Source organism: Micromonospora sp. NPDC048170 (assembly GCF_040652795.1).
Taxonomy (GTDB): Bacteria; Actinomycetota; Actinomycetes; order Mycobacteriales; family Micromonosporaceae; genus Micromonospora.
The window spans coordinates 364,003-387,739 of record NZ_JBEZMR010000002.1 but is presented as its reverse complement, the minus strand read 5'-3'; the positions used below and the strand labels follow the sequence as shown (position 1 = coordinate 387,739).

The 23,737-nt window shown below is 72.7% G+C and carries 19 protein-coding genes; 11 read left to right on the top strand and 8 right to left on the bottom strand.

The window, feature by feature from the left end; all coding sequences use genetic code 11:
- The first annotated feature begins 71 nt into the window (after positions 1–71).
- Entirely contained in the window at positions 72–1,286 is a 1,215-nt protein-coding gene (locus AB0D32_RS05325; RefSeq protein WP_357085171.1) for a hypothetical protein, read from the top strand.
- Positions 1,287–1,405: 119 nt separating this feature from the next.
- Here the strand turns inward: AB0D32_RS05325 and AB0D32_RS05320 are convergent, their stop codons facing one another.
- Entirely contained in the window at positions 1,406–1,960 is a 555-nt protein-coding gene (locus tag AB0D32_RS05320) for a phosphatase PAP2 family protein (protein WP_357085169.1), read from the bottom strand.
- Positions 1,961–2,260: 300 nt separating this feature from the next.
- Here AB0D32_RS05320 and AB0D32_RS05315 point away from each other — a divergent pair, with 300 nt between their 5' ends.
- The 6 genes from AB0D32_RS05315 (at position 2,261) to AB0D32_RS05290 (ending at position 10,573) form a co-directional block, all read left to right on the top strand.
- Positions 2,261–2,824 carry a hypothetical protein gene (locus tag AB0D32_RS05315; protein ID WP_357085167.1) on the top strand — a complete coding sequence of 188 codons (564 nt, stop codon included), beginning with the start codon at positions 2,261–2,263 and terminating at the stop codon, positions 2,822–2,824.
- 672 nt (positions 2,825–3,496) lie between these two features.
- Positions 3,497–4,672 (top strand): pyruvate dehydrogenase (acetyl-transferring) E1 component subunit alpha, encoded by a 1,176-nt coding sequence (pdhA, locus tag AB0D32_RS05310; protein WP_357085165.1) that lies wholly within the window; start codon positions 3,497–3,499, stop codon positions 4,670–4,672.
- Positions 4,672–5,661, top strand: a complete 990-nt coding sequence (locus AB0D32_RS05305) for an alpha-ketoacid dehydrogenase subunit beta (RefSeq protein ID WP_357085163.1) — start codon at positions 4,672–4,674, stop codon at positions 5,659–5,661. Before pdhA ends, AB0D32_RS05305 begins: the two co-directional genes overlap by 1 nt.
- 5 nt (positions 5,662–5,666) lie before the next feature.
- Positions 5,667–7,121: a dihydrolipoamide acetyltransferase family protein gene (locus AB0D32_RS05300; protein WP_357085673.1), complete on the top strand. Its 1,455-nt coding sequence runs from the start codon at positions 5,667–5,669 to the stop codon at positions 7,119–7,121.
- Between the two features lie 217 nt (positions 7,122–7,338).
- On the top strand, positions 7,339–7,479 hold the full coding sequence (locus tag AB0D32_RS05295; protein ID WP_357085698.1) for a hypothetical protein: 141 nt from the start codon (positions 7,339–7,341) through the stop codon (positions 7,477–7,479).
- Between the two features lie 343 nt (positions 7,480–7,822).
- Positions 7,823–10,573, top strand: a complete 2,751-nt coding sequence (locus AB0D32_RS05290; RefSeq protein ID WP_357085161.1) for a hypothetical protein — start codon at positions 7,823–7,825, stop codon at positions 10,571–10,573.
- A gap of 63 nt (positions 10,574–10,636) precedes the next feature.
- On the opposite strand, the gene AB0D32_RS05285 is transcribed toward AB0D32_RS05290, so the two are convergent.
- Complete coding sequence (locus AB0D32_RS05285; RefSeq protein WP_357085159.1) at positions 10,637–11,752, bottom strand: VCBS repeat-containing protein; 1,116 nt, start codon at positions 11,750–11,752, stop codon at positions 10,637–10,639.
- Positions 11,753–12,187: 435 nt separating this feature from the next.
- Between AB0D32_RS05285 and AB0D32_RS05280 the strand changes: the two genes are divergently transcribed.
- Positions 12,188–14,833 (top strand): LuxR C-terminal-related transcriptional regulator, encoded by a 2,646-nt coding sequence (locus AB0D32_RS05280; RefSeq protein ID WP_357085157.1) that lies wholly within the window; start codon positions 12,188–12,190, stop codon positions 14,831–14,833.
- A gap of 100 nt (positions 14,834–14,933) precedes the next feature.
- On the top strand, positions 14,934–16,775 hold the full coding sequence (locus tag AB0D32_RS05275) for an NHL domain-containing thioredoxin family protein (RefSeq protein ID WP_357085155.1): 1,842 nt from the start codon (positions 14,934–14,936) through the stop codon (positions 16,773–16,775).
- A gap of 2 nt (positions 16,776–16,777) precedes the next feature.
- Here AB0D32_RS05275 and AB0D32_RS05270 read toward each other — a convergent pair whose 3' ends face one another.
- Genes AB0D32_RS05270 through AB0D32_RS05260 form a run of 3 tightly spaced genes read right to left on the bottom strand, consistent with a single transcriptional unit; the run spans position 16,778 to position 19,012 of the window.
- The gene (locus AB0D32_RS05270) at positions 16,778–17,527 is read right to left on the bottom strand and encodes a 5-oxoprolinase subunit PxpA (protein WP_357085153.1); all 750 of its coding nucleotides are present in this window, start codon (positions 17,525–17,527) and stop codon (positions 16,778–16,780) included.
- Positions 17,511–18,368 (bottom strand): biotin-dependent carboxyltransferase family protein, encoded by an 858-nt coding sequence (locus tag AB0D32_RS05265; protein WP_357085151.1) that lies wholly within the window; start codon positions 18,366–18,368, stop codon positions 17,511–17,513. Before AB0D32_RS05265 ends, AB0D32_RS05270 begins: the two co-directional genes overlap by 17 nt.
- A complete protein-coding gene (locus AB0D32_RS05260; protein ID WP_357085149.1) occupies positions 18,365–19,012 on the bottom strand; it encodes an allophanate hydrolase subunit 1 in 648 nt (215 codons plus the stop codon). Before AB0D32_RS05260 ends, AB0D32_RS05265 begins: the two co-directional genes overlap by 4 nt.
- Positions 19,013–19,120: 108 nt before the next feature.
- On the opposite strand from AB0D32_RS05260, the gene AB0D32_RS05255 reads away from it, so the two are divergent.
- The gene (locus tag AB0D32_RS05255) at positions 19,121–19,798 is read left to right on the top strand and encodes a hemolysin III family protein (protein WP_357085147.1); all 678 of its coding nucleotides are present in this window, start codon (positions 19,121–19,123) and stop codon (positions 19,796–19,798) included.
- Positions 19,799–19,856: 58 nt separating this feature from the next.
- Here AB0D32_RS05255 and AB0D32_RS05250 read toward each other — a convergent pair whose 3' ends face one another.
- Positions 19,857–20,141: a DUF6458 family protein gene (locus tag AB0D32_RS05250; protein WP_357085145.1), complete on the bottom strand. Its 285-nt coding sequence runs from the start codon at positions 20,139–20,141 to the stop codon at positions 19,857–19,859.
- Positions 20,142–20,256: 115 nt separating this feature from the next.
- Here AB0D32_RS05250 and AB0D32_RS05245 point away from each other — a divergent pair, with 115 nt between their 5' ends.
- Entirely contained in the window at positions 20,257–20,793 is a 537-nt protein-coding gene (locus tag AB0D32_RS05245; protein ID WP_357085143.1) for a histidine phosphatase family protein, read from the top strand.
- A gap of 67 nt (positions 20,794–20,860) precedes the next feature.
- Here AB0D32_RS05245 and AB0D32_RS05240 read toward each other — a convergent pair whose 3' ends face one another.
- Together AB0D32_RS05240 and AB0D32_RS05235 are read right to left on the bottom strand one after the other, a co-directional pair.
- Positions 20,861–21,130 carry a DUF6458 family protein gene (locus AB0D32_RS05240; RefSeq protein ID WP_013730795.1) on the bottom strand — a complete coding sequence of 90 codons (270 nt, stop codon included), beginning with the start codon at positions 21,128–21,130 and terminating at the stop codon, positions 20,861–20,863.
- 660 nt (positions 21,131–21,790) lie between these two features.
- On the bottom strand, positions 21,791–23,647 hold the full coding sequence (locus tag AB0D32_RS05235; RefSeq protein ID WP_357085141.1) for an acyl-CoA dehydrogenase: 1,857 nt from the start codon (positions 23,645–23,647) through the stop codon (positions 21,791–21,793).
- Between the last annotated feature and the right edge of the window lie 90 nt (positions 23,648–23,737).

Here is a 23,737-nt window from a genome sequence, read left to right as displayed (position 1 = left end):
CGCCACGACGCGGGTGGGCGCTCGGGGTCTCTCGTACCGTCCGGAGGCGGGCGGCGGCGTAGGGTCAATGGATGGGAACGCCTCAGACCCCGTACGACGCGGTGCTGCACGCCGCCCGCGACGTGGCCAAGCTGGACAACGCCCTCGACGCGGAGATGCTCGGCGCGGCCCTGCTGGGCAGCGTCTACTCGGTCGCCGAGACAGAGCGTGACGCCGCCGTCCGGGACTTCGTGGCCGGCTTCCTGGCCGCCACCTCCCGTCGCCGCTCGGCCGCGGCGACCACGATCCGCTCCGTCTTCGCCGCGCTGGTGCCCGACGCCGAGGGCGCCGGCCGGATCCGTCCGGGCGCCGCCACCCCGCCCTGGGCCGCCCAACTCGGCCGCGTACGCCTGACCGGTTGCTGGTCCTACGGCGACGTGTACGGCGACCAGACCTCCTACCTGGCGACCTTCGCCTACGACGATCCGGCCGGCGGTTCGCCGCACGCCGTGGTGACGCTGCTCGACCACAACATCGGCATCACCAAGGACGTCTTCGTGGGCGGGCCGCCCGACCGGATCCTCGACCAGGTCCGGCAGATGTGCTCGGGGGACGAGCTGACCTGGTTCCGTGACGAGACGCCGGCACGGATGCGCGCCGAGGTGACCCGTCACCTGGCGATCACCGACGCCCTGACGGAGCTGCCCGGAGAGGGCTCGCTCGCCACCGACCGCGCCCTGCTCGGCGCCCGGCTGGCACGGCTGCCCCAGGCGGCTCCCACGCCCACCGCCGAACCGCTCTCCGCCGCCGAGCGTACGGATCTGGTCCGCCGCTTCCTCGCCTCGCCGGAGGCGGCCCGGTTCGGCCTGGACGCCATCGACGGGGCGGAGCTGGCCTCGCTGCACTTCTGCCTCAGCCTGCTGCTGGACCACGCGGCCAGCTTCCCGGACGCCGACCCGATGCGGTGGAGCCCCACCGTGGCCGGGCTGTTCCTGCTCGACTGGGTGCACCGGCGGGCGGTGCTGGACATGGACGACGCCGCCCTGCTGCCCCGGGTGCTGCGCGGCTGGGCCGGGTACGCCGCCCGCAAGCGTGGGCTGCCCGAGCAGGCGGCGGCGCAGATCGACACGGCCATCGAGGAGATGGTGCCGGAGTTCGCCCGCCTCTACAGCACGGGCGAACGCCGCAGCCCCGCCACCGCCGCCGTGGCCCAGCTGATGGCCGACGGCGTCGACCCCGACGACCCGGCCGCCCTCGACGCCTGGATCGAGGCCAACCGCCACCGCCTGACCGACGACCCCGCCTGACCCACACCCCCATCCCTTCCGTCGATCATGAGGTTGGCGGCGCTGTCGATCACCCCGACCGCCGCCAACCTCATGATCAACGAATTGGAGGTGGAGGAGGGGGTGGGGGGGCGGGGGGTTCAGCGGAGCGGGGCGAAGACGAGGGCGGCCACCAGGGCGCCCAGGGCGAGCCCCGCGACCACCTGGAGCACCGTGTGGTCGCGCAGGCGGACCCGCGACCAGCCGACCAGCACGAGCAGCGGCGCGGTCGCCAGCAGTCCGGCCCCGAACGTGAGCACCAGCACGACCACCGTGCCGGCGGCCACCGCCGAGTGGATCGACATCTTCCACCAGTGGCTCACCGCCACGGCGACCACCAGGCCGACCAGCCCGGCGGCGGCCAGGGCCAGCACCGGGCGCGGCGCGCCGAGCAGCGCGAGCAGGGCCAGCCCGGCGGCGACCGAGCAGAGACCGAACAGCAGCGGAACGCGGCGCTGCTCGCGGACCCCCACGTGATGGTCGGTCAGCCGGCCCCGTCGTACCCCGCCGAGGATGTACGCGAACGGGATACCGCTGACGAAGAGCGTGGCCAGCAGCCCCCAGGCCAGTCCCTGCGCACCGCCCCGGGCGCTGTGCCAGCCGACCGCCAGCATCAGCGCCGAGACCAGCACCGCGGGCGCGGTCAGCTCGGTCACGAACCGGGCGAGCTGGAGGGCCCGGCCGGGTCGCGGCTCAGCGGTCGGACGGGTCTGGGGTCCCGCGCCCGAGCCGCCCGATCCGTTCAGCGCCCCGCCTCTGCTCCACCCCGGGCCGCCCGCCCGGAACCGTCCCCGCCGTTCCCCGGTGGTCCGGCAGGGCCGTGTCCCGGATCAACTGCCGTCGACCGTCACCGTACCCGTGACCGGCCGTCCCGGTGCCCGGTCGGGCCTGGTACGACGGTCGCGCTGGCGGTCGGGCCACCGGGTGCCGGGGATTCGCTGGGCGCGGGGGTCGCCGTGGGCGCGGGCGACGGTGGCGAGTGCGTGCTCGTCGGCTCCACCGACGTCGGCTCACCGGTCGGGGTGGGCGCCGGACTCGGGGACGGGTCCGGGTCTGGATTCGGGTTCGGGTTCGGGTTCGGGTTCGGAGAGGGTTTCGGCGACGGAGTAGGAGACGGAGAAGGGCTGGGGGACGGGCTCGGAGACGGGCTCGGGGACGGGCTCGGCGAGGGCGGCGGGACCGGCCAGCCGCCGGGCCTCGGCGAGGGCTTCGGGTACGCCACCGCCCCGCGCCCCGGCGGCAGGGCAGGCATCACGACGACCGGCGTACGCGGGCTGTGTGCGGGGGTCCACCAGTCACCCGGGGTGGCCACGGCGGGGGACGGGGTCGACGGGGTGAGCGGCGGCTGGCCTGTCGCCGGCACCGGGACGATCACCACCGGGCCGACCGAGGGGGTCGGGAGGAACGGGGTCCTGCTGTCCGGCAGGGCCGTGCTGCCGACGGTGGCGGAGCCGGTGCTGATCGCGGCGAGGATCGGCATCGACGCGGTGCCGGCGAGCAGCGCCACGGTGAACAGGTAGCCCCGGGGCGGCCCGCCGGAGCCGGGAGCCCGGTGCGCGCCGACCATCCGGCGATAGCCGGCGGCGGTGTGGTGCCGGCCGAGAAACGGAGTGGCGGGATCATGACCTGACTCGGGCACCGCGCGCTCCTCCTCGTTGGCTCCGGCGACGAACGGGGTGGTACGGCGACCGACCCGAGCGCCCGAGGCACCGCCCGTACGCGAGGAAGCGGCAAACCGTCCGACGCGGACGATCCCGCGACAATCAGCCTGGACCAGTGACACTGAGTAGGCCACCCCGCACAGCGTGTCGACACGCGTATCTGGCCGAACGGTGACGAACCATCGCCGGATCGGCCGGGCGTCGATACAGCGGACACCGGGCGCTTCGTGTAACGAACCGGGCCACCGCCCCGGTGCGGGACGGGCGCACTGTGGGCGTGCTCACGTGTGATGCGAATATGGACCATGACGGCAACGCAGCCACGACCTCCGCGCACCCTCGCGGCAGGCGCGGCTGGGCGCCGGCGCTCCCGAACCGGGTTCGGCCAAGAATCCGGCTCACGCCGCGCGGCAACCCCCACCGGGGCTAGGCGCGGCCGCCAGGAACCCGTCCGGCACCAGCCGGGCAGGCGCACGAGTTGCGCGGCCGGGTGACCCCCCGGTACCGACGCAGACAGACAGGGAGAGACGGATGGCAAAGGGCGACCCCGCGGTCTCCAGCCGCGGCCGACGGGCGGCACCCCGGTCCAAAAAGGGTGCGACCGGCGACCCGCAGCTGGTGCAGTTGCTCACCCCGGAGGGTGAGCGGATCGAGAGCGCGACCGGCCCGGACGGGACGGAGTACCGCGTCGACTTCACCGACGAGGAGTACCGCGGGCTCTACCGCGACCTCGTGCTGGTCCGCAAGCTCGACGCCGAGGCCACCGCGTTGCAGCGCCAGGGCGAGCTGGGCCTGTGGGCCAGCCTGCTCGGCCAGGAGGCCGCGCAGGTGGGTTCGGGACGCGCGCTGCGTACGCAGGACATGGCCTTCCCGACCTACCGGGAGCACGGCGTCCTCTACTGCCGGGGCATCGACCCGATCATGCCGCTCGGCCTGTTCCGGGGCGTCGACCAGGGCGGCTGGGACCCGAACGAGTTCAAGTTCAACATGTACACGATCGTGATCGGGGCGCAGACCCTGCACGCGACGGGCTACGCCATGGGCGTGCACATGGACGGCAAGACCGGGACCGAGGACGGCGAGGCGGTGATCGCCTACTTCGGCGACGGCGCCACCAGCCAGGGCGACGTCAACGAGGCGTTCGTCTGGGCCAGCGTCTTCAACGCCCCGCTGGTGTTCTTCTGCCAGAACAACCAGTACGCCATCTCCGAGCCGCTGGAGCGGCAGACCCGCGTGCCGCTCTACCAGCGGGCGGGCGGCTTCGGCTTCCCCGGCGTCCGGGTCGACGGCAACGACGTCCTCGCGTCGTACGCGGTGACGCGGCACGCGCTGGACAACGCGCGGCTCGGCCAGGGCCCCAGCCTGATCGAGGCCTACACCTACCGGATGGGCGCGCACACCACCTCCGACGACCCGACCCGCTACCGGATCGCCAGCGAGGTCGAGGCCTGGCAGGCGAAGGACCCGATCGCCCGGATGAAGGCGTTCCTGACCAGGCAGCAGATCGCCGACGCCGACTTCTTCGCGGCCGTCGACGAGCAGGCCCGCACCGAGTCGGTGCACCTGCGCGAGCGGGTGCTCGCCATGCCCGACCCTGAGCCGGCGACGATGTTCGACCACGTCTACCCCCACGGGTCCCCCGAGCTCGACGAGCAGCGGGCGCAGTTCACCAGCTACCTGGAGTCGTTCGAGGGGAGCGCCCACTGATGGCCACGGAGACGCTCAGCCTCGGCAAGGCCCTCAACACCGGTCTGCGTAGGGCCCTGGAGAACGACCCGAAGGTCGTCATCATGGGCGAGGACGTCGGCAAGCTCGGCGGCGTCTTCCGGATCACCGACGGCCTCCAGAAGGACTTCGGCGACCAGCGGGTGATCGACACCCCGCTCGCCGAGTCCGGCATCATCGGCACCGCGGTCGGCCTGGCCATCCGCGGCTTCCGGCCGGTCTGCGAGATCCAGTTCGACGGTTTCGTCTACCCCGCGTACGACCAGATCGTGTCGCAGGTGGCGAAGATGCACTACCGCTCGCAGGGCAAGGTCCGGATCCCGATGGTCATCCGGATCCCCTTCGGGGGCGGCATCGGCGCGGTCGAGCACCACTCGGAGTCGCCGGAGGCGTACTTCGCCCACACCGCCGGGCTGAAGGTGGTGTCCTGCGCCAACCCGCAGGACGCCTACTCGATGATCCAGCAGGCGATCGCCTCGGACGACCCGATCGTCTTCCTGGAGCCGAAGCGGCGCTACTGGGAGAAGGGCCCCGTCGAGCTGGACGCCCCGCTGACCGAGGCGTACCCGCTGCACTCGTCCCGGGTCGTCCGGCCCGGCACGGACGCCACGGTGCTGGCGTACGGGCCGATGGTGCGGACCTGCCTGGACGCGGCGACCGCCGCCGCCGAGGACGGCCGGGAGCTGGAGGTCATCGACCTGCGCTCGATCTCCCCGCTGGACCTGACCGCCGCGTACGAGTCGGTGAGGCGCACCGGCCGCTGCGTGGTCGTGCACGAGGCCCCCGGCAACCTGGGCCTGGGCTCGGAGATCGCGGCCCGGATCACCGAGGAGTGCTTCTACTCCCTGGAGTCCCCGGTGCTGCGGGTCACCGGCTTCGACACCCCCTACCCGGCGGCCCGGGTGGAGGAGGAGTACCTGCCCGACCTCGACCGGGTGCTCGACGCCGTCGACCGCACCTTCGGCTGGTGAGCGGCATGTCGCGGATCAAGGAGTTCAACCTGCCCGACCTGGGCGAGGGCCTGACGGAGGGTGAGATCCTCGCCTGGCTGGTCAAGGCCGGCGACGTCATCGAGCTGAACCAGCCGATCGTCGAGGTGGAGACGGCCAAGGCGGCCGTCGAGATCCCGGCGAAGTGGGCCGGCCAGGTCCATGCGATCTTCCACCCGGAGGGGAGCACGGTCGAGGTCGGTACGCCGATCATCGCGATCGACACCGACCCGGGCGCCGGTCCGATCGAGGCGTCGACGACCGGTGCACCGACCTCCGCCCTGCCCAGCCCGTCGGCGGCGTCGCTCGCCGCGGTCGAGGTGGCGCCGACCGAGGGCGCAGTCGAGCCCGGCCTGATCGGCGGTCCCGCCCCGGGTGGGCGTACCGCCGTGCTGGTCGGCTACGGCCCGCGGACCACGGCGGCGAAGCGGCGCCCGCGCAAGGGCGAGACCCCGGTGCCGGCCCAGGCGGCGGCCCCGGCCCCGCCCGTCACACCGGCCGCGCCGGTCGTGCCGGCGTCGCCCGCGCCGTCGAACGGTCACGGTCCGGCCGGTGGGCCGGTGCTGGCCAAGCCGCCGGTACGCAAGCTCGCCAAGGATCTCGGCGTCGACCTGTCCACGCTGACCGGGTCGGGCCCGCTGGGCTCGATCACCCGGGAGGACGTACACCGGGCGACGAGCGGGGCCACGGCGGCGGCCGAGCCGCTCGCGGTGTCGGTCACGGCGGCCGCGAGTTTCGGCGCGGACCGCGAGCAGCGCATCCCCGTCAAGGGGGTACGCAAGCTCACCGCCGAGAACATGTCCCGCTCGGCGTTCACCGCGCCGCACGTCACGGAGTTCCTCACCGTCGACGTGACCCGGGCGATGAAGGCCCTGGACCGGCTCCGCGACCGGCGGGAGTGGCGCGACGTGCGGGTGTCGCCGCTGCTGCTGGTGGCCAAGGCGGTGCTGCTGGCGGTCAGGCGCCACCCGATGGTCAACTCGACCTGGGCCGGCGACGAGATCGTGGTCAAGGACTACGTCAACCTGGGCATCGCGGCGGCCACCGAGCGCGGGCTGATCGTGCCGAACATCAAGGACGCCGGCCGGCTCTCGCTGCGCGAGCTGGCGGACGCGATGACCGGACTGGTGCAGACGGCCAAGGCCGGGAAGACCTCGCCGGCCGACATGTCCGGCGGCACGCTGACGATCACCAACGTCGGCGTGTTCGGGGTGGACACCGGTACGCCGATCCTGCCCCCGGGCGAGTCGGCGATCCTGGCCTTCGGCGCGGTCCGCGAGATGCCCTGGGTGCACAAGGGCAAGGTCCGGCCACGTCAGGTCACCACGCTGGGCCTCTCCTTCGACCACCGGATCATCGACGGTGAGCTCGGCTCGAAGTTCCTGCGCGACATCGGGGACTTCCTGGCCGATCCGGAGGCGGCGCTGCTCGCCTGGACCTGACGGGTCTCGACGCCAGCTACGGCCGGTGTGCACGGGTTTACGCCCGGCACGCCGGCCGTCTCCGTTGGACCACGAAAACGTCGGCAGCAAAGCCCTCACACCTTCGATTATTCGGCTCGTGTCCCAGCTCACCTAATAATCGATGGAAGTTGGAGCCGTCTTGGGGTTCAATAGAGACATCAAGGGGCTGACAACCGAATAGCCAGGAGGAGAACCCGTGAGCAGCATGATCGAGCGAATCCGTAACCGCCGCGACGCCAACCGCCGCGCCCGTGCCATCGAGCACGCGCTGCGCTCCGCCAACTCGCCCGCGGTCCGCGAAGAGCTCCTCGCCATCGCCCAGCGTCACATGAGCTGACGCCCACACTCTTTCTCACCTCCTCCAGATCGATGACCCGCCCGGTCCGCCCGGGCGGGTCATCGGCGTTTCACACCGGTTGGCACCGGGATTCCACCTCGCCCCAGCGCCCGGTACGGTGGGCTTCGGTCGTTCGCCCGCCGACCGGGAGCAGTCGAGCCGATAGAAGCCGCTCGACACCGTCCGGCCACGCGGAGTGACGGCCGTGCTCCCCGGGCGCCTCCGGGCGGTCACCGGATACGGTGCGGGGAGCCGGCACGGCCGGTACACCGGCGACGCCGGCCACCCTGCTGACGGACCGAATCGGCAGCGGCGGCCGACAGGTGATGGAGGAGGCGCACGCATGACGTCCGAGGGCACGCACCCCCCCGGCCAGCAGCCGGACGAGGTGTCGCCGGGCGCCGGCGGACCGGCGCCGTACGGCGACCGCCCGGCACAGCAGGACAACGGATACGGCGCCGGCGCCCCCGACCTGGGCTGGGCACCCCCGCCCCCGTCGGGACGGCCGAGCCCGCCCGCCTGGGGCGCGCCGGCCGAGCAGCCGTCGGCCCCCGCGTGGGCCGCCCAGGCGCCACAGCAGACCGACGCGGCCCAGCCCGGCCAGTGGGGACCGGCCGGCGGGTCGCCGCAGCCGGCGTGGCCCGGCGCGCAGGAGCAGGCCAGCCCCGCCTGGGCCGCCCCGCAGCCGCCGCACGCCGGCGCGGACCAGCCCGCGTGGGCGCAGGGCGAGCAGGCCTCCCCGGCCTGGGCACAGCCCGAACCCGCCGCCCGTGGCGCCGCCCGCGTCCCACAGGCCACCCCCGCCCCGCAACCCTGGCCCGCCCAGGACGACCCCGCCCGCTCCGGCGGCTGGAACACCGAGCCCGCACAGGACCCCGCCAGCGGCTGGACCCCCGAACAACAACATGACGACCCCAACCGCTCCGGCGGCTGGGCCGGCGACAGCCAACAGCCCGGCGAGCAGGCCCGCCCCGGTGGCTGGGCCGACGGCGCCGCCCCGGATGACCGGCCCCCGCAGAACGGCTGGTCGGCACCGCAGGACGACCCCAACCGCTCCGGCGGCTGGGCCGGCGGTGGTCAGCAACAGGACGACCCGAACCGCTCCGGTGGTTGGGCCCCCGAACAGCAGCAGGGCGAGCAGCCCGCGTGGGCGCAGGGCGAGCAGGCCTCCCCGGCCTGGGCACAGCCCGAACCCGCCGCCCGTGGCGCCGCCCGCGTTCCACAGGCCACCCCCGCCCCGCAACCCTGGCCCGCCCAGGACGACCCCGCCCGCTCCGGCGGCTGGAACACCGAGCCCGCACAGGACCCCGCCAGCGGCTGGACCCCCGAACAACAACATGACGACCCCAACCGCTCCGGCGGCTGGGCCGGCAACAGCCAACAGCCCGGCGAGCAGGCTGCCTGGGACGCCGCACAGCCCACCTCCACCCCGCCCGGCCGGGCTTCCGTCCCGGTGCCCGGCGACGGCGGGCCGACGCCGTGGGGTCCCGCGCCGGAGAGCCCGCCCCAGTGGGCCGGCAACGCCGTTGAGCGTCCCGCCGTACCGGACGTCGAGCCCTGGGCGGCCGACGAGGTGTGGGGCCGCGCCGAAGCGGGCGAGTCCGCCCCGGGCCGGGCCGGCAACGGCTGGGAGCCGGAGCGGGCCGAGGAACCGCCGGCCTACCAGCCCGCACCGGGGCCCGGCATCTCGCCGGCCAACGCGGTGCCGCTGCCGCCGCAGGAGCAGCGGGTGCCCGGCGCCAGCCTGGCCGCCGCCCCGCCGGTCGACTACGCACCGCCGGCCCAGTTCGCCCCCGAGCAGCCCGGCCGGGATGGCGGCCTGCCGGCGTACGAGCAGGAGCAGCCGAGCTGGGCACAGCCCGGCTCCCGGCACGACGAGCCGCAGTCCCCCGCCGGTCCGGTCGTTCCCGCCCCGCGTACCTCGCCCGAGGCGGGCGTACCGTCGCCGGAGGGTGCCGAATCCGCCGCCGGCGGTGTCTCGGCGAGCGCCTCGGTGCCGCTGGCCAGCCGGGTGACGCCCCCGACCGACCAGGCCCTGCGATCGGGCGGGACGCCCGCCCCACAGCCCCGGGTGTACGGCCGGCCGGCCCGCCCCGAGCCCGCGGACGAGCCGGAGCAGGACGACCTGAGCGGGCACCGGCCGGACCACGCGCCGGCGCCCCGGTTCGACCAGGCATCGGCCCCGCACTTCGACCAGGGCCAGGACTCCCGCTTCGACCAGGGCCCCGACAGCCGATTCGGCCAGGGGCAGGACTCCCGGTTCGACCAGGGCCCGGACCCTCGGTTCGGTCAGGACTCTCGCTTCGACCAGGGCCCGGACAGCCGGTTCGACCAGGGCCCCGAGGCCCGGTTCGACCAGGGTCCGGAGGCCCGGTTCGACCAGGGTCCGGAGGCTCGCTTCGACGACCGGGACCGGGCACCGGGCGGGACGGCCGTCTTCGGCGCTGCCTCCCCGGTGGCACCCGCCTCGCCGGCCGCGCCCCCGGCCTTCCCGCCGGGCGTGCCGTCCTTCGTCAACGCGCCGGCCAGCGACCGGCCCGTGAACGGGGTCCGGCCGCACAGCGACGCGGACCGACCCGCTGACCCCTTCAGCACGCCGGCAGCCGGCTACGGGCCTGCCCCGACCGAGCCCACGCCGGGTGGCGCGTTCCCGCCGGCCTTCCCGCCGCCGCAGCAGTCCGGCCCGTCGTGGGACCAGGGCGGCTCGGAGCAGGACCAGAACCGGTTCGACTCGTTCAAGCCGATCGCCGAGCCGAAGACCGAGGCACCCACCCCCAAGATCCGTAACGGCCGGGTGCTCGCCGCGGTGCTCGTTGCGGCGGTGCTCATCCTGGCCGTACCGCTGGGCCTGCTCATGCTGCTCGGCAAGGTCGGCGGCGACGACCCCGCCCCGGCGTTCGACCCGGCGGTCGGCAGCTGCGTCAAGCAGTCCGGCGAGGGCGCGACGGCGACGGAGTGCGGCGAGGCGGGCGCCTTCACCGTGGTCTCCAAGGTCGATGCGAAGGACAAGTGCGCCGACCCGACCCAGCCGCACGTGGTGCTCCAGGGCAGCGGGGCCAACCGGGTGCTCTGCCTCAAGCCGGCAGGCCAGTAACGCAGAGCGCGCAGGCGGGGCCACGGTCATCCGTGGCCCCGCCTGCGCTCGCACTGCCAAGGATCAGTATGGAAGCGGACTGGTCAGAGGACCGCCCCAACCCGTCCCGGTGGAGAGGTAGAAGGTGGTTTGCTCCTCAAGGGCCGCATGGTCGGCTCGCCCGTCTCCATTGAGGTCCGCCCACCCGTTCGCGCCCTCATAGCTGTAGTTTTTGGACGGGTGCGAATAAGTGGCGCCGAAGGCGTTGCCGTTCGACACCGTGCAGACGCCGAGACCCCCGTTGATCCGGCAGAAGTCGAGGCGGCCGTCACCGTTGAAGTCGGCCCATCCCCGGGTGACCTGGTACCCGACATCCAGGGCACCCGAATTGATGGTCGGCCCGAAGTTGTTGCCCGTCGAGAGCGTGCACTGGACCGACATGGAAATGTTGCCGACAACCCGGCAGTAGTCGACGCGCCCGTCACCGTTGAAGTCGACCCAGTCGCGACTGTCGTCCCACCCGCCGTCCAGATTGACGGACGTGAAGGTGGCGCCGAAACCGGTGCCCGTGGAAACCGTGCACTGAAGTTTGCTGGAATCGACGACGCGGCAGTAATCGGCACGCCCGTCACCGTTGACGTCCGCCCAGTCCCGACCGGCGTCCCAGCCCGCGTCGAGGTTGCCCGAGGTGTAGGTGGCGCCGAAACCGGTGCCCGTGGAGACGGTGCACTGGACCTTCTGGCTCCAGGTGCCGATCACCCGGCAGAAGTCGGCACGCCCGTCCGCGTTGAAGTCGACCCACGCCTGACCTGCGGTCCAGCCTGGGTCGAGTCCGCCCGAGGTGTGCGTCGACCCGAAAGACGCGCCGTTCGACAGGGTGCAGGACAGAGACTTGCTTCCGGACCCGACCACACGGCAGTAGTCGACACGACCATCGCCGTTGAAGTCGACCCAGGCCCGCCCCTCCTTGTAACCATGGTCCTGGTTGGACCCGATGATCTTCTGGCCGAGGCCGGCGCCCGTGGAGAGCACACACTTCAGGCCATTACCCCAGATGGTGCAGTAATCGGTTTTCCCGTCGGCGTTGAAGTCGACCCAGGCTAGGCCGTATTGAACGTTGGTAGCTGGCGACTTGGCGTGCACGACGGCAGGCGGTGTAACGGCAATGGAGCCGAACAGGAGCGCGGCGGCAAACAGCACGCGAGCCCCCCATCTTCTGAGGTTTCGGCCGTACGGCATTGTGGACAACCCACTTTCTGATGACTGTGAAGGCTCCGGCGACAAATGCTTCTTTCGCCAGTCAGCGGAATTAGTACGCTCGGGCTGGCGTCGTCACTGATGATGTCCCGGCACCTTGACCGCACGCCTGAGTAGCGAATACTCAGCCAAGCGTGCCCCAGATCACAGATTGTGTGCTGGTCTGGACATATGGATGAATGGGGCGCTCTGCGGTGACCGACGGTCGGAGGGCGGGCGGCGAACGGTCGGGACCCGCACCCGGCTGGGGCAGACCCGGCCGACCGGACGTGCCGGCATCGAGGCCCAGCGCTCGATCTATGCGTCGTGCCAGCCGGATATCCTGACAGGCCGTTTCGTCACCGCGGTGCCGCGAACACCCGCCCAACAGGAGTTCCCGTGCCCGACGCGATGATCAGGTCGACCGCCCAGATCGGACGACGGTGGCCACTGGTGGGCCGCGACCCCGACGTAGACCGGACGGTCGAGCGACTGCTGGCACCCGAGGGGGGCGCTGTGCTGGTCACCGGCCCCCCAGGGGTTGGCAAGAGCCGGGTCCTGGAGGCGGTCCTGCACCGCTGCGTGGCCAAGGGTCACCACGTACTGCGGGCCAACGGCCCCGTACCGGGCCACGATGCCCCGCCCGATGCGGTCCATCACCTGGCCCCGCAGGTGGAGCCGCTCGGCACCGCGCCCGCAGGAGCCCTGCACCGGATCGTCGCGAGGCTTCCCCCATCGACCGGGCAGCACCTGGCCGTTCTCGCCATCGACAACGTGAGCAGCCTGGACGAGGCTGCCGCGCGACTGGTGGGAAAGCTGGCAGCGGAGAACACGGTGCGGGTGCTGCTCACGGCGGATGAGACGGCGATCGGCGCGGGTCCGATCGATGTGCTGCGTCAGACCATACGGCTCGACCGGGTGGACCTCACACCACTGGATTGGCAACACACCAGGCAACTGACCGCAGCCGTATTCGGCACCGACGTCGACGGTCTCACCGCAGACGAATTGTGGCAGCTCACCGGAGGCAATCCGCTCGTCCTCCGCGAGGTGCTGCGCAACGCGGTGGAGAACGACGCGCTGACCCTCCACAATCACGTGGTGGGTTGGCGGCAGGGTACGGCCCTCCGGCCCTGGGCCAGTGACGCGTTGACCAGGCCGTTGGAGTCGCTGTCGGCGGAGGAGACCGCAGCACTGCGGTACGTCACCTACGGCGACGGGGCCCCGATCGACATGATCGAACGCCTGGCCCCGGTGTCGGTCATCGAACGCCTGGAGGAGCTCGGCCTCGTCCGGATCGACCAGTCCAGCCCGTCCGCACCGGTCACCGCGGCCCACCCGCTCACCGCTCGTGCCGTCCGTACCCGGACCGGCCCGTTACGAGCCCGGCGCATACACGGCGAGTTGGTCGCGGCGCTGGTGGCGACCGGGTCCGACGACCGGGTCCGCGAGGTCCGGTGGCGACTCGCCGCCCAGTTCGAGGTCTCCGATGACGAGGTGCTGCGAGCCTCCGCGCAGGCGCTGCTCGGCCACGACGCGGCCACCGCGGAGCACCTCGCGCGACAGGTGCACAGCCCCGCAGCCGCCTGGCACCTCGGCCGCGCACTGCTCGCCCGGGGCGATCATCCCTCGGCGGAGCGCTGGTTGGCCGAGGCGTACCGGCACCTGGCGGACCCGGCGTCACGCGCGAACGCGGCCGCCCTGCGCGCCGTCAACCGGTGTTGGGGGATCGACGGGCCGCACAGCGCGCTCCAGGTGGTCGCCGAGGCGCGGGCCGCGCTACCCACCGACGTCCACGACGACCTGCTGGCGGTCGAGGCGTTCGTCCTGGCCTTCGCCGGCTCGGCCGCCGAGGCGGCCGACGCGGCGGACCGGCTTCCGCACCCGCCGCACGATCCGCTCCTGGCGAGTGTGCTCCCCCCGCTCCGCCCGCAACTCCTGCTGCTGAGCGGAAGACCCGAACGGGCCGTCGCGGAACTCCCCACAAACCTGAGCGGAGAGCCCTCGATCTGGCCGGCGATGCGCGCGCTCCTCCAGGCCATCCACGTGCAGGCCCTCGTCATGGCCGGCGAGGTCCGCCAGGCGGCTGACCTGGTGGAGCACTACTACCGGGACGCCGTGGGGCACGGCACGGCGGACGGGGTGGCCACCATCGCCCTGGTGGGCGGGATCTGCGCCTACTACCAGGGGCACGCCGGGCAGGCGGCGCGGTGGCTGCGCGAGGCGCGTGCCCTCACCGCCGAGCAGCCCGGCTTCAGGTTCCGGGAAACCCTGCTGGCGATCGGCATCGGTGTCGAGGCGCAACTCGGGCAGGCCGAGAACGCCCAGGAACTGCTTTCCCGGCTCCGTCGGGGCGGGGTGGGACGCACCGCTGTCGACTACGGGGCCTTCGGCGAGGTGTGGGCGCTGGTCATCTCGGGCAACCGAAGCGGAGCCGCCACCCTCCTGCGCCGCCTGACCGCCGAGGCGGCCAGGGCCGGCAACCTGCTGATGGCCATGGAGTTCCTGCACGTGGAGGTGCGGCTCGCCCCGTCCGCTGCGGTCGCCGGCCGGTTCCGCGAACTCGCCGCCAGGACGGATGGCAGGCTCTTCGCTCTCTTCGCCGAACACGCGGCGGCGTTGGCCCGCCGGGACGCGCGCGTGCTGAACCGGGTCAGCGCCACGTTCGAGGAGCTGGGATACCGCGGTTTCGCACTGGAAGCTGCGGCCAACGGGGCGATGTTCGGTGGCGGCCGGGTCACGAACGCACTGGCCAGACGGACCCAACGGTTACTCGGCGAGCATCAGGGCACCTGGCCGGAGTGGCTGCCCGAACCGAAGACGGCTCCGGCTCTGACCGACCGGGAACGGCAGGTCAGCGAACTCGCCGCGACCGGAATGGACACCCCCGCGATCGCCAGGGCGCTGACCATCTCGGCGCGCACCGCCGAGAACCACCTCCATCGCGCCTACCAGAAGCTCGGCATCCATCGCCGTCACGAACTCGCCAGGGCGCTCGCCGAGGACGGATTCGTCCTGCCGGCGATCGCCCGCCAGGTCGTGTGACCGCCCCGGTCGTACGTACGAAAGCGCCCGCCCGTTCACCAAAGGTCGTCCAGGTCACGGCGTCCGGCTCGGCCCAGCCCGACATGGCAGGCTGACAGACATGGGAACGACACCGCGCGTACGAGCGCCGGAGCTACGGGGCCGGCAGTGGCTGAACACCGGCGGGCGAGAGCTGAAGCTGTCCGATCTGCGCGGAAAGATCGTGATTGCGGATTTCTGGACCTTCTGCTGTATCAACTGCCTGCACGTGCTCGACGAACTGCGCCCGCTGGAGGAGAAGTACGCCGACGTGCTCGTCGTGATCGGCGTGCACTCGCCCAAGTTCGAACACGAGAAGGACCCGGCCGCGCTCGCCGCCGCCGTGGAACGGTACGGCGTGCACCACCCGGTGCTCGACGACCCGGAGCTGGACATGTGGCAGCAGTACGCGGCCCGCGCCTGGCCCACCCTCTCGGTGATCGACCCCGAGGGCTACGTGGTGGCGACGATGGCCGGCGAGGGTCACGCCGAAGGGCTGGCCCGCCTGATCGACGATCTGATCGCCACGCACGAGGCGAAGGGCACCCTGCACCGGGGCGACGGCCCGTACGTCCCGCCGGCCGAGCCGGAGACCACGCTGCGCTTCCCCGGCAAGGCGGTGCTGCTGGACAGCGGCAACCTGCTGGTGTCGGACTCGGCCCGGCACTCGCTGGCCGAGTTGGCCCCCGACGGCGAGACGCTGGTCCGCCGGATCGGCTCGGGCACGCGGGGCCGTACCGACGGTCCCGCCGGGGCGGCCACCTTCTCGGAGCCGCAGGGGCTGTGCCTGCTGCCGGCGCACACCGCCGAGGTGGCCGGTTACGACCTCGTGGTCGCCGACACGGTCAACCACCTGCTGCGCGGCGTACGGCTGGCGAGCGGCGAGGTGGTGACGGTCGCCGGCACCGGCCGGCAGTGGCGTTCCACGGTCGACGACCACTCGCACGACGCGCTCTCAGTCGACCTCTCCTCCCCCTGGGACCTGGCCTGGTACGACGACAAGGTCGTCATCGCGATGGCCGGCATCCACCAGTTGTGGTGGTTCGACCCGGTGAAGCGCACCGCCGGCATGTACGCGGGCACCACCGTCGAGGCCCTGCGGGACGGCCCGCTGGCCGAGGCGTGGATGGCGCAGCCGTCCGGCCTCTCCGTCTCCGCCGACGGCGCACGGCTCTGGGTGGCCGACAGCGAGACCAGCGCGATCCGGTACGTCGAGAACGACGTCATGGGCACCGCCGTCGGTCAGGGGCTCTTCGACTTCGGCCACGTCGACGGGCCGGCGTCCTCGGCGCTGCTCCAGCACCCGCTGGGGGTGTGCGCGCTGCCGGACGGCTCGGTGCTGATCGCCGACACGTACAACGGGGCGGTCCGCCGCTTCGACCCGGAGAACGACCGGGTCTCGACGGTCGCCGAGGGGCTCGCCGAGCCGAGCGACCTGGTGCTCACCCCGGCCGGGGAGGTGCTGGTGGTGGAGTCCGCCGCGCACCGGCTGACCCGGCTGGCACCGGGGGCGCTCTCGGCGGCCGGCGCCAGCACCGTCGACGGCCCCCGGCACCGCACCGAGCGCAGGCCCACCGACGTGGCGGCCGGCGAGGTGACCCTGGATGTCATCTTCACGCCCGCGCCGGGGCAGAAGCTGGACGAGACGTACGGCCCGTCGACGCGGCTGGTGGTGTCCGCGTCCCCGCCGGAGCTGCTGCTGGAGGGCGCCGGCACCGGCACGGAGCTGTCCCGCCGTCTGGTGGTGAACGGCGACGTGGCCGGGGGCGTGCTCCAGGTGACCGCCCAGGCGGCGACCTGCGACGCGGACGTCGAACACGCGGCCTGCCACCTGACCCGGCAGGACTGGGGCGTACCGGTCCGGGTGGCCGACGGCGCCGCCGCCCGCCTCCCACTGGTGCTCCGCGGCCTGGACGACGCCTGACGTCACGCGAACGGAGCGAGCGTCACCCCCGCGTCGATGAGCGCGGCGCGGACCAGCTCGGCGCAGCGGACCGCGCCCGGGGTGTCGCCGTGCAGGCAGATCGACTCGACCGGGCACGGGATGACGCTGCCGTCGACCGCGACCACGGTCCGCTCGGTGGCCATCCGGACGGCCCGGGCGGCCACCTGCTCCGGGTCGGTCACCAGTGCCCCGGGGGCGGTGCGCGGCACCAGCGAGCCGTTGGGCAGGTAACCCCGGTCGGCGAAGCCCTCGGCGACCACCCGCAGACCGGCGCCGGCGGCGAGCTGGGCGAGGACCGAGCCGGGCAGGCAGAGCAGCGGCAGTTGGTCGTCGTAGTCGCCGACGGCCGCGACCAGCGCCGCCGCCTGGGCCTCGTCGCAGGCGGCGGCGTGGTAGAGCGCCCCGTGCGGCTTGAGGTAACGGACCCGGGTGCGGAAGATCCGGCAGAACGCCTCCAGGGCGCCGAGTTGGTACGTGACCTCGTCGCGCAGTTCCGCGAAGGCGTACGCGATGTGCCGCCGGCCGAAGCCGGCGAGGTCCCGGTAGCCGACCTGCGCGCCGACGGCGACCCCACGTTCGGCGGCGCCCTCGCACACCTGGCGCATGGTGGACGCGTCGCCGGCGTGGAAGCCGCAGGCGACGTTGGCGGAGGTGATCAGGTCCAGCAGCGCGGCGTCGTCGCCGAGCCGCCAGATGCCGAATCCCTCGCCGAGGTCAGCGTTGAGGTCCATGGAACCTGACCGTAGTCCCTGGGCGGGCCTGCGCGAGCGGGGTCACGTCGTCCACCACCCCGACGACGGGGTAGCCACCCGTGGTCGGATGGTCGGCGAGGAAGACCAGCGGTTGGCCGTCCGCCGGGACCTGCACCGCGCCGAGCACGATGCCCTCGCTGGGCAGTTCCCCGGCCACCGCGCGGGGCAGCGCCGCGCCGGTGAGTCGCGCGCCGACCCGGTTGCTCACCGGACTCACCGTGTACGCACCGCCGAACAGCCGGTCCAGCGCGTCCGCGGTGAACCAGTCGTCGCGGGGACCGAGCCGCAGTGCCAGCCGCAGCTCGGTCGGGGTGGACGCCGGCACGGTGACGTCCACCGGGGCGGGCGCTCCGGCCGGTGTGCCCAGGGGCAGCCGGTCGCCGTCGCGCAGCGGCGGCGGGCCGAGCCCGGAGAGGGTGTCGGTGGCCCGGCTGCCGAGCACCGGCTCGACGGCGATCCCGCCGCCGACCGCGAGCCAGTTACGCAGCCCGTCGGGGGGCGCTCCGATCCGCAGCACGGCGCCGGCCGGCACCGACAGCGGCCGACCCACGTCACCGGGGCGGTCGCCGACCCGCACGGCGGCTCCGACCCCGGTCACCGCGACCGCCGTCGCACGCGGGAACCGCAGCTCGCAGCCCGTCATCGTGATCTCCAGGCCGGCGGCGGGCTCCGGGTTGCCGACGAGCCGGTTGGCCAGCCGCAGCGCCACCGGGTCGAGTGCGCCCGACCGGGGTACGCCGAGGTGTGCCCACCCTGGTCGGCCCAGGTCCTGGACGGTGGTCAGCGCCCCGGCGCGGAGCACTTCGACGGTCCGAATCACGCGGCCACCAGGCGTACCGGGGTGCCCGGGGTGAGCCGGGCCGGCGGGTCGGCGTGCACGTCGAAGAGAGCCAGGTCGGTGCGCCCGACCAGGAGCCAGCCGCCGGGCGAGGCCGCCGGATAGATCCCGGCGTACGGCCCGGCCAGGGCGATCGAACCGGCCGGCACCCGGGGGCGGGGGGTGGGCAGCCGGGGCACCGCCAGTTCGGCGGGAAGCCCGGTGAGGTAGGCGAATCCCGGGGCGAAGCCGCAGAACGCCACCCGGAAGCGGGTACGCCCCAACCGCTCGATCACCGCCGGCACGTCCACGCCCCAGTGCTCGGCGACGACGGGCAGGTCCGCACCGTCGTACGTCACCGGTACCTCGACCAGGCCGGCGGCGGCTGCGGGGTCGATGGTTGCGGCCCTCCCGCCGGTCTCCGTGGAGGCGGCCGTTCCGGCTTTCCAGGCGGCGATGCGCGCGGCCGTCGCCGCCGGGTCGGGCACGCCGTCGAGCAGGACGGTGGTGGCCGCCGGCACGATCTCGACGACGGTCAACTGTCCGCGTTCGCGCCGCCGCCACAGCTCCGCCCGCCATGCCTCCACCTGGTCGGCGTCGGCACAGTCGAGCAGCAGGGCGTTGGTCCCGACGGGTCGGATCCGCATCCCGCCATACTCCCTGACCGGCGTACGGCACCAGGGTCGGTCGACCGTCGTCCCACGTGACCGGACGCACTACCCGAAGGTAACCTACGGTGCCGTAACCTAAGGGACGTGACGACCCCCGCACCGCTTCGACTCAAGCCGGTCGACATCGGTAAGCCCCGGATGCGCGGCTGGCTGCACACGTACGCGTTCTTCGTCGCCGGAGTCTGCGGCATCGTGCTCAGCTCGATCGCCGCCACCCGACCCGGCTGGGCCCCGCTGGTCAGCTGCGTCATCTACAGCCTGACGGTGTCCGGGCTGTTCGGCACGAGCGCGCTCTACCACCGGCGGGTGTGGTCCGAGCGCGGCTACCAGATCATGCGCCGCATGGACCATTCGATGATCTTCTTGTTCATCGCCGGCACGTACACGCCGTTCTGCGTACTGCTGCTGGAACCCCGGCCGGCCGCGATCATGCTGGCGTTGGTCTGGGGCGGCGCGGTCGGCGGCGTGGCCGTCAAGTTGGTCTGGCCGCACGCCCCGCGCTGGGTCTCCGCGCCGCTCTACCTGGCGCTCGGCTGGGTATCGGTCGCGATGCTGCCCGACATCCTGCACCAGGGTGGCGTCACCGCCCTGGTGCTGCTCATCGTGGGCGGCGCGATCTACAGCGTCGGCGCGGTCTTCTACGCGCTCCGCCGGCCCAACCCCTGGCCCACCGTCTTCGGCCACCACGAGTTCTTCCACGCCTGCACCCTCGTGGCCGCGCTCTGCCACCACATCGCCATCTACTTCGCCCTCTTCGCCTGACGGACACGCGCCGGGGGCCCGCCGTGGCGGAGCCCCCGGAAGAGAAGATGTCGGGACGTCAGACGGTGCGGCGTGGCCGACGCACCTCGCGGTACTCCTCCACGACCTGGTCCCCCTGCACCGGCACGACCTGCTCGGAGACCACCCGGTCCCCGCGCACCGGAGCGACCACGGCCCGGCGGCGCGAGTTCCAGAAGTGCAGGGTGAGCAGCAGGCCGGCCACGCCGGCGAGCATCAGCACCCAGCCGACGACGGCCAGGTTGAGCCAGCCCAGATCCGCCTCCACGGCGAACGCGAAGATCGCCCCCAACGCGATCAGGAAAATACTGCCACCAAAGCCCATCTCGTCGCCTCCTCGGCTGTCCCCTGGCGTTTCCTTCCGCCGCGGCCATCGGTGAGGGTGCGGCATCCATCGACTTACCCAGGCACTCTGATCGCCAATCGGGCAAGCTGGGGACATGATGGACGCGCACCCCCACGGGCGGACACTGGTGCTGCTCCGGCACGCCAGGGCCGAGGCACCCGGGGAGACACCGGACGTACGCCGTCCCCTGGCCACCCGGGGCCACGCCGACGCGGCTGCGGCCGGCGTGTGGCTGGCCAAGCACGACCTGCTGCCGGACGTGATCATCTGCTCGACAGCCCGGCGTACCCGGGAAACCTGGCACAGCGTGGCGATGGGCATGACCGGTTCGCCGCCGGAGGGCGGTTCGGCGGGTCCCGCCCCCGTCGTGCGCTACGAGGCGGACGCGTACGAGGCGCGCCCGGAGGACCTGCTGACGCTGGTCCGGCACGTGGATCCGGGCGTCCGCACGGTGCTGCTGATCGCGCACAACCCAGGCATCTCACTGCTCTCGGCGCTGCTCGACCCGGAACGGGCGGACCAGGACGGGATGCGCACCAGCGACGTGGTGGTGCACCGGCCCGACGTCGACTGGCCGGAACTCGGGCCGGGACAGGCACCGATCACCGACCGGCACACCGCACGAGGCTGAGCCACCCGCCGGTGTGCGGCGGGTGGCTCGCCCTCGGGGTGCCGCCCGCCGGTGCGCGGCGGATGGCTCAGGACGGTGGCGCCGTCGGCGGCGGCGGATCGGGCGGCGGTGGCATCATCGCGGTCGGATGCGAGAGCCGGTTCTCCTCGACGATCAGGGTCCGCGCCCGCTTGCGACGGTCCTGCCAGAACCAGAGCGTGGTGAGCAGGACGCCCAGCCCGGCCAGGATGAAGACCCAGCCGACCGCGCGCAGGTCGACCCACCAGACGTTGGCTCTGATGGCGAAGGTGAGGATCGCGCCGATCGCGATCAGGAAGATTCCGCTACCAATGCCCATGTGCGCTGCACTCCCCCGTGCGGTGGCTCTGGGCGTTCTCTGACGTGGCCCCGCGCTCCGACGTGGCCCCGCGACGGTTACCCGTCACGCCGCGCGGTTACCCGGATGACGACCCCGAATAGCCGGCTGCGGCCACTCGGGCCGCCCCGCCGAATCCTTCCCACCCAGCCGAGCGACGCGACGTCGCCCGCAACTGCGCACAGTGACCGCCCCCGAGAGGCTGGCCGGTAACTCCCCGTAGGCGCCATGCCAGGCATCATCACGCCCACAAACAGGACACGAATCCCTCAGATCGGTCGAATCAGCACACCCCTGCTCCTCCGCCGCCTTACCTGCGCAGACGCTTTGCTCTGCAGCCATGGAAGCAACAGCTACCGAGAGTCGTTGGTGCATCGGTGGCTGCAGAGCAAAGGGCGGAGAGCGGAGGGCCGGCGGGAAGGGAGACCGCGACTCTGCGTGACCGGCGCGTGTCGAACGCTCCGGGGTGCCGCAGGCCCCCGGGCGTCGGCGGAGGCAGCGGCCTACGGCTGCGCGACGACCGATCCGACACGGCGGGCGGACGACGACGGCCGGCGGGCTGCTGCCCGCCGGCCGTCGTGCCGGATCACCACCGGTTCGTCGCCGGCTCCACCGCCGCGCCGTGGCGCGCTACGGCGTACCTCAGAAGGCCTCCTCCGGGAGGTCCATGATGTCCAGGTCGGTGCCCTCGATGATCCGCCGGTCGGCGCCGATGCGGGGCAGCACCTCGCGGGCGAAGAACCGGGCAGCGGCCACCTTGCCGGTGTAGAACGCCTTGTCCCCGGTGGAGACCTCGCCCGCCAGGGCCTTCAGAGCCACGTCGGCCTGCTTCTGGAGCAGCCAACCGACGACCAGGTCGCCGATCGCCAGCAGGAAGCGGCGGCTGGCCAGGCCGACCTTGTAGAGCGCCCGGGTGTCGCCGGCCTGCGCCTCGCCCAGCCAGCCGGTCATCACGCCGAGCATGTTCTGGATCTCGGCGAGCGCCTTGCCCAGCGCCTGCCGCTCGTCCTTGAGCTGGCCGTTGCCGGCCTCGGTGGCGATGAACTCCTGGATCTCGGCGGCGACCGCCATCAGGGCCTTGCCGTTGTCCCGGACGATCTTCCGGAAGATAAGGTCGAGGCTCTGGATCGCGGTCGTGCCCTCGTACAGGGTGTCGATCTTCGCATCCCGGACGTACTGCTCCAGCGGGTAGTCCTGGAGGAAGCCGGAGCCGCCGAAGGTCTGCAGCGACTCGTGGCCGAGCAGCTCGTACGCCCGCTCCGAACCGACGCCCTTGACCAGCGGGAGGAGCAGGTCGTTGACCCGCTTGGCGAGCTTGGTCGCCTTCTCGTCGCCCGCCGCCTCGGCGATGGCGACCTTGTCCTGCCAGGTGGCGGTGTAGCAGACCAGGGCGCGCAGGCCCTCGGCGTACGACTTCTGGAGCATCAGCGAGCGACGCACGTCCGGGTGGCGGGTGATCGTGACGCGCGGCGCGGTCTTGTCCGCCATCTGGGTCAGGTCGGCGCCCTGCACCCGGCTCTTGGCGTACTCCAGGGCGTTCAGGTAGCCGGTCGAGAGGGTGGCGATGGCCTTGGTGCCGACCATCATCCGGGCGCTCTCGATGATCATGAACATCTGCCGGATGCCCTCGTGCTTCTCGCCCAGCAGCCAGCCCTTGGCCGGTACGCCGTGCTCGCCGAAGGTCACCTCGCAGGTGTTGGAGACCTTCAGGCCCATCTTGTGCTCGACGTTGGTGGCGAAGGCGCCGTTGCGCTCGCCCAGCTCGCCGGTCTCCTCGTCGAAGTGGTACTTCGGCACCACGAAGAGCGACAGGCCCTTGGTGCCCGGGCCACCGGCACCCTCGACGCCGACCGGGCGGGCCAGCACGTAGTGGATGATGTTGTCGCTCAGGTCGTGCTCGGCGGACGTAATGAAGCGCTTCACGCCCTCGATGTGCCAGGAGCCGTCAGGCTGCGGGATGGCGCGGGCCCGGCCGGCGCCGACGTCCGAGCCGGCGTCCGGCTCGGTGAGCACCATCGTGGAGCCCCACTGCTTGTCGACGAAGAGCTTCGCCCACTTCTTCTGCCGCTCGTCGCCCTCGACGAGCAGCACGTGCGCGAAGGACGGGCCGGAGGAGTACATCCACACGGCGGCGTTGGCGCCGAGAATCAGCTCGGCGAGGGACCACACGAGCGCCCGGGGCGCGTTGCTGCCGTCCAGCTCCGCCGGGAGCTCCAGCCGCCAGAACTCGGAGTCCATGAACGCCTGGTACGACTTCTTGAACGACTCCGGCAGCGGCGCGGTGTGCGTGGCCGGGTCGAACACCGGCGGGTTGCGGTCGCTGTCCGTGTAGCTGGCGGCCAGATCCTCGCGGGCCAGGCGGTCGACCTCGGCGAGGATGTCGCGCGCGGTGTCGACGTCCAGGTCCGAGTACGGCTCCTGGCTGAACGCCTGGTCCGCCCCGAATACCTCGAAGAGGTTGAACTCGAGGTCCCGAAGGTTGCTCTTGTAGTGGGTCATGCTCGCTGGCCCCGCTTCCGGACAGGTGTTACCGATCAGTAACCCCGACTGTATTACCGATGGGTAGGCATCGACAACCCGATCTCGGAA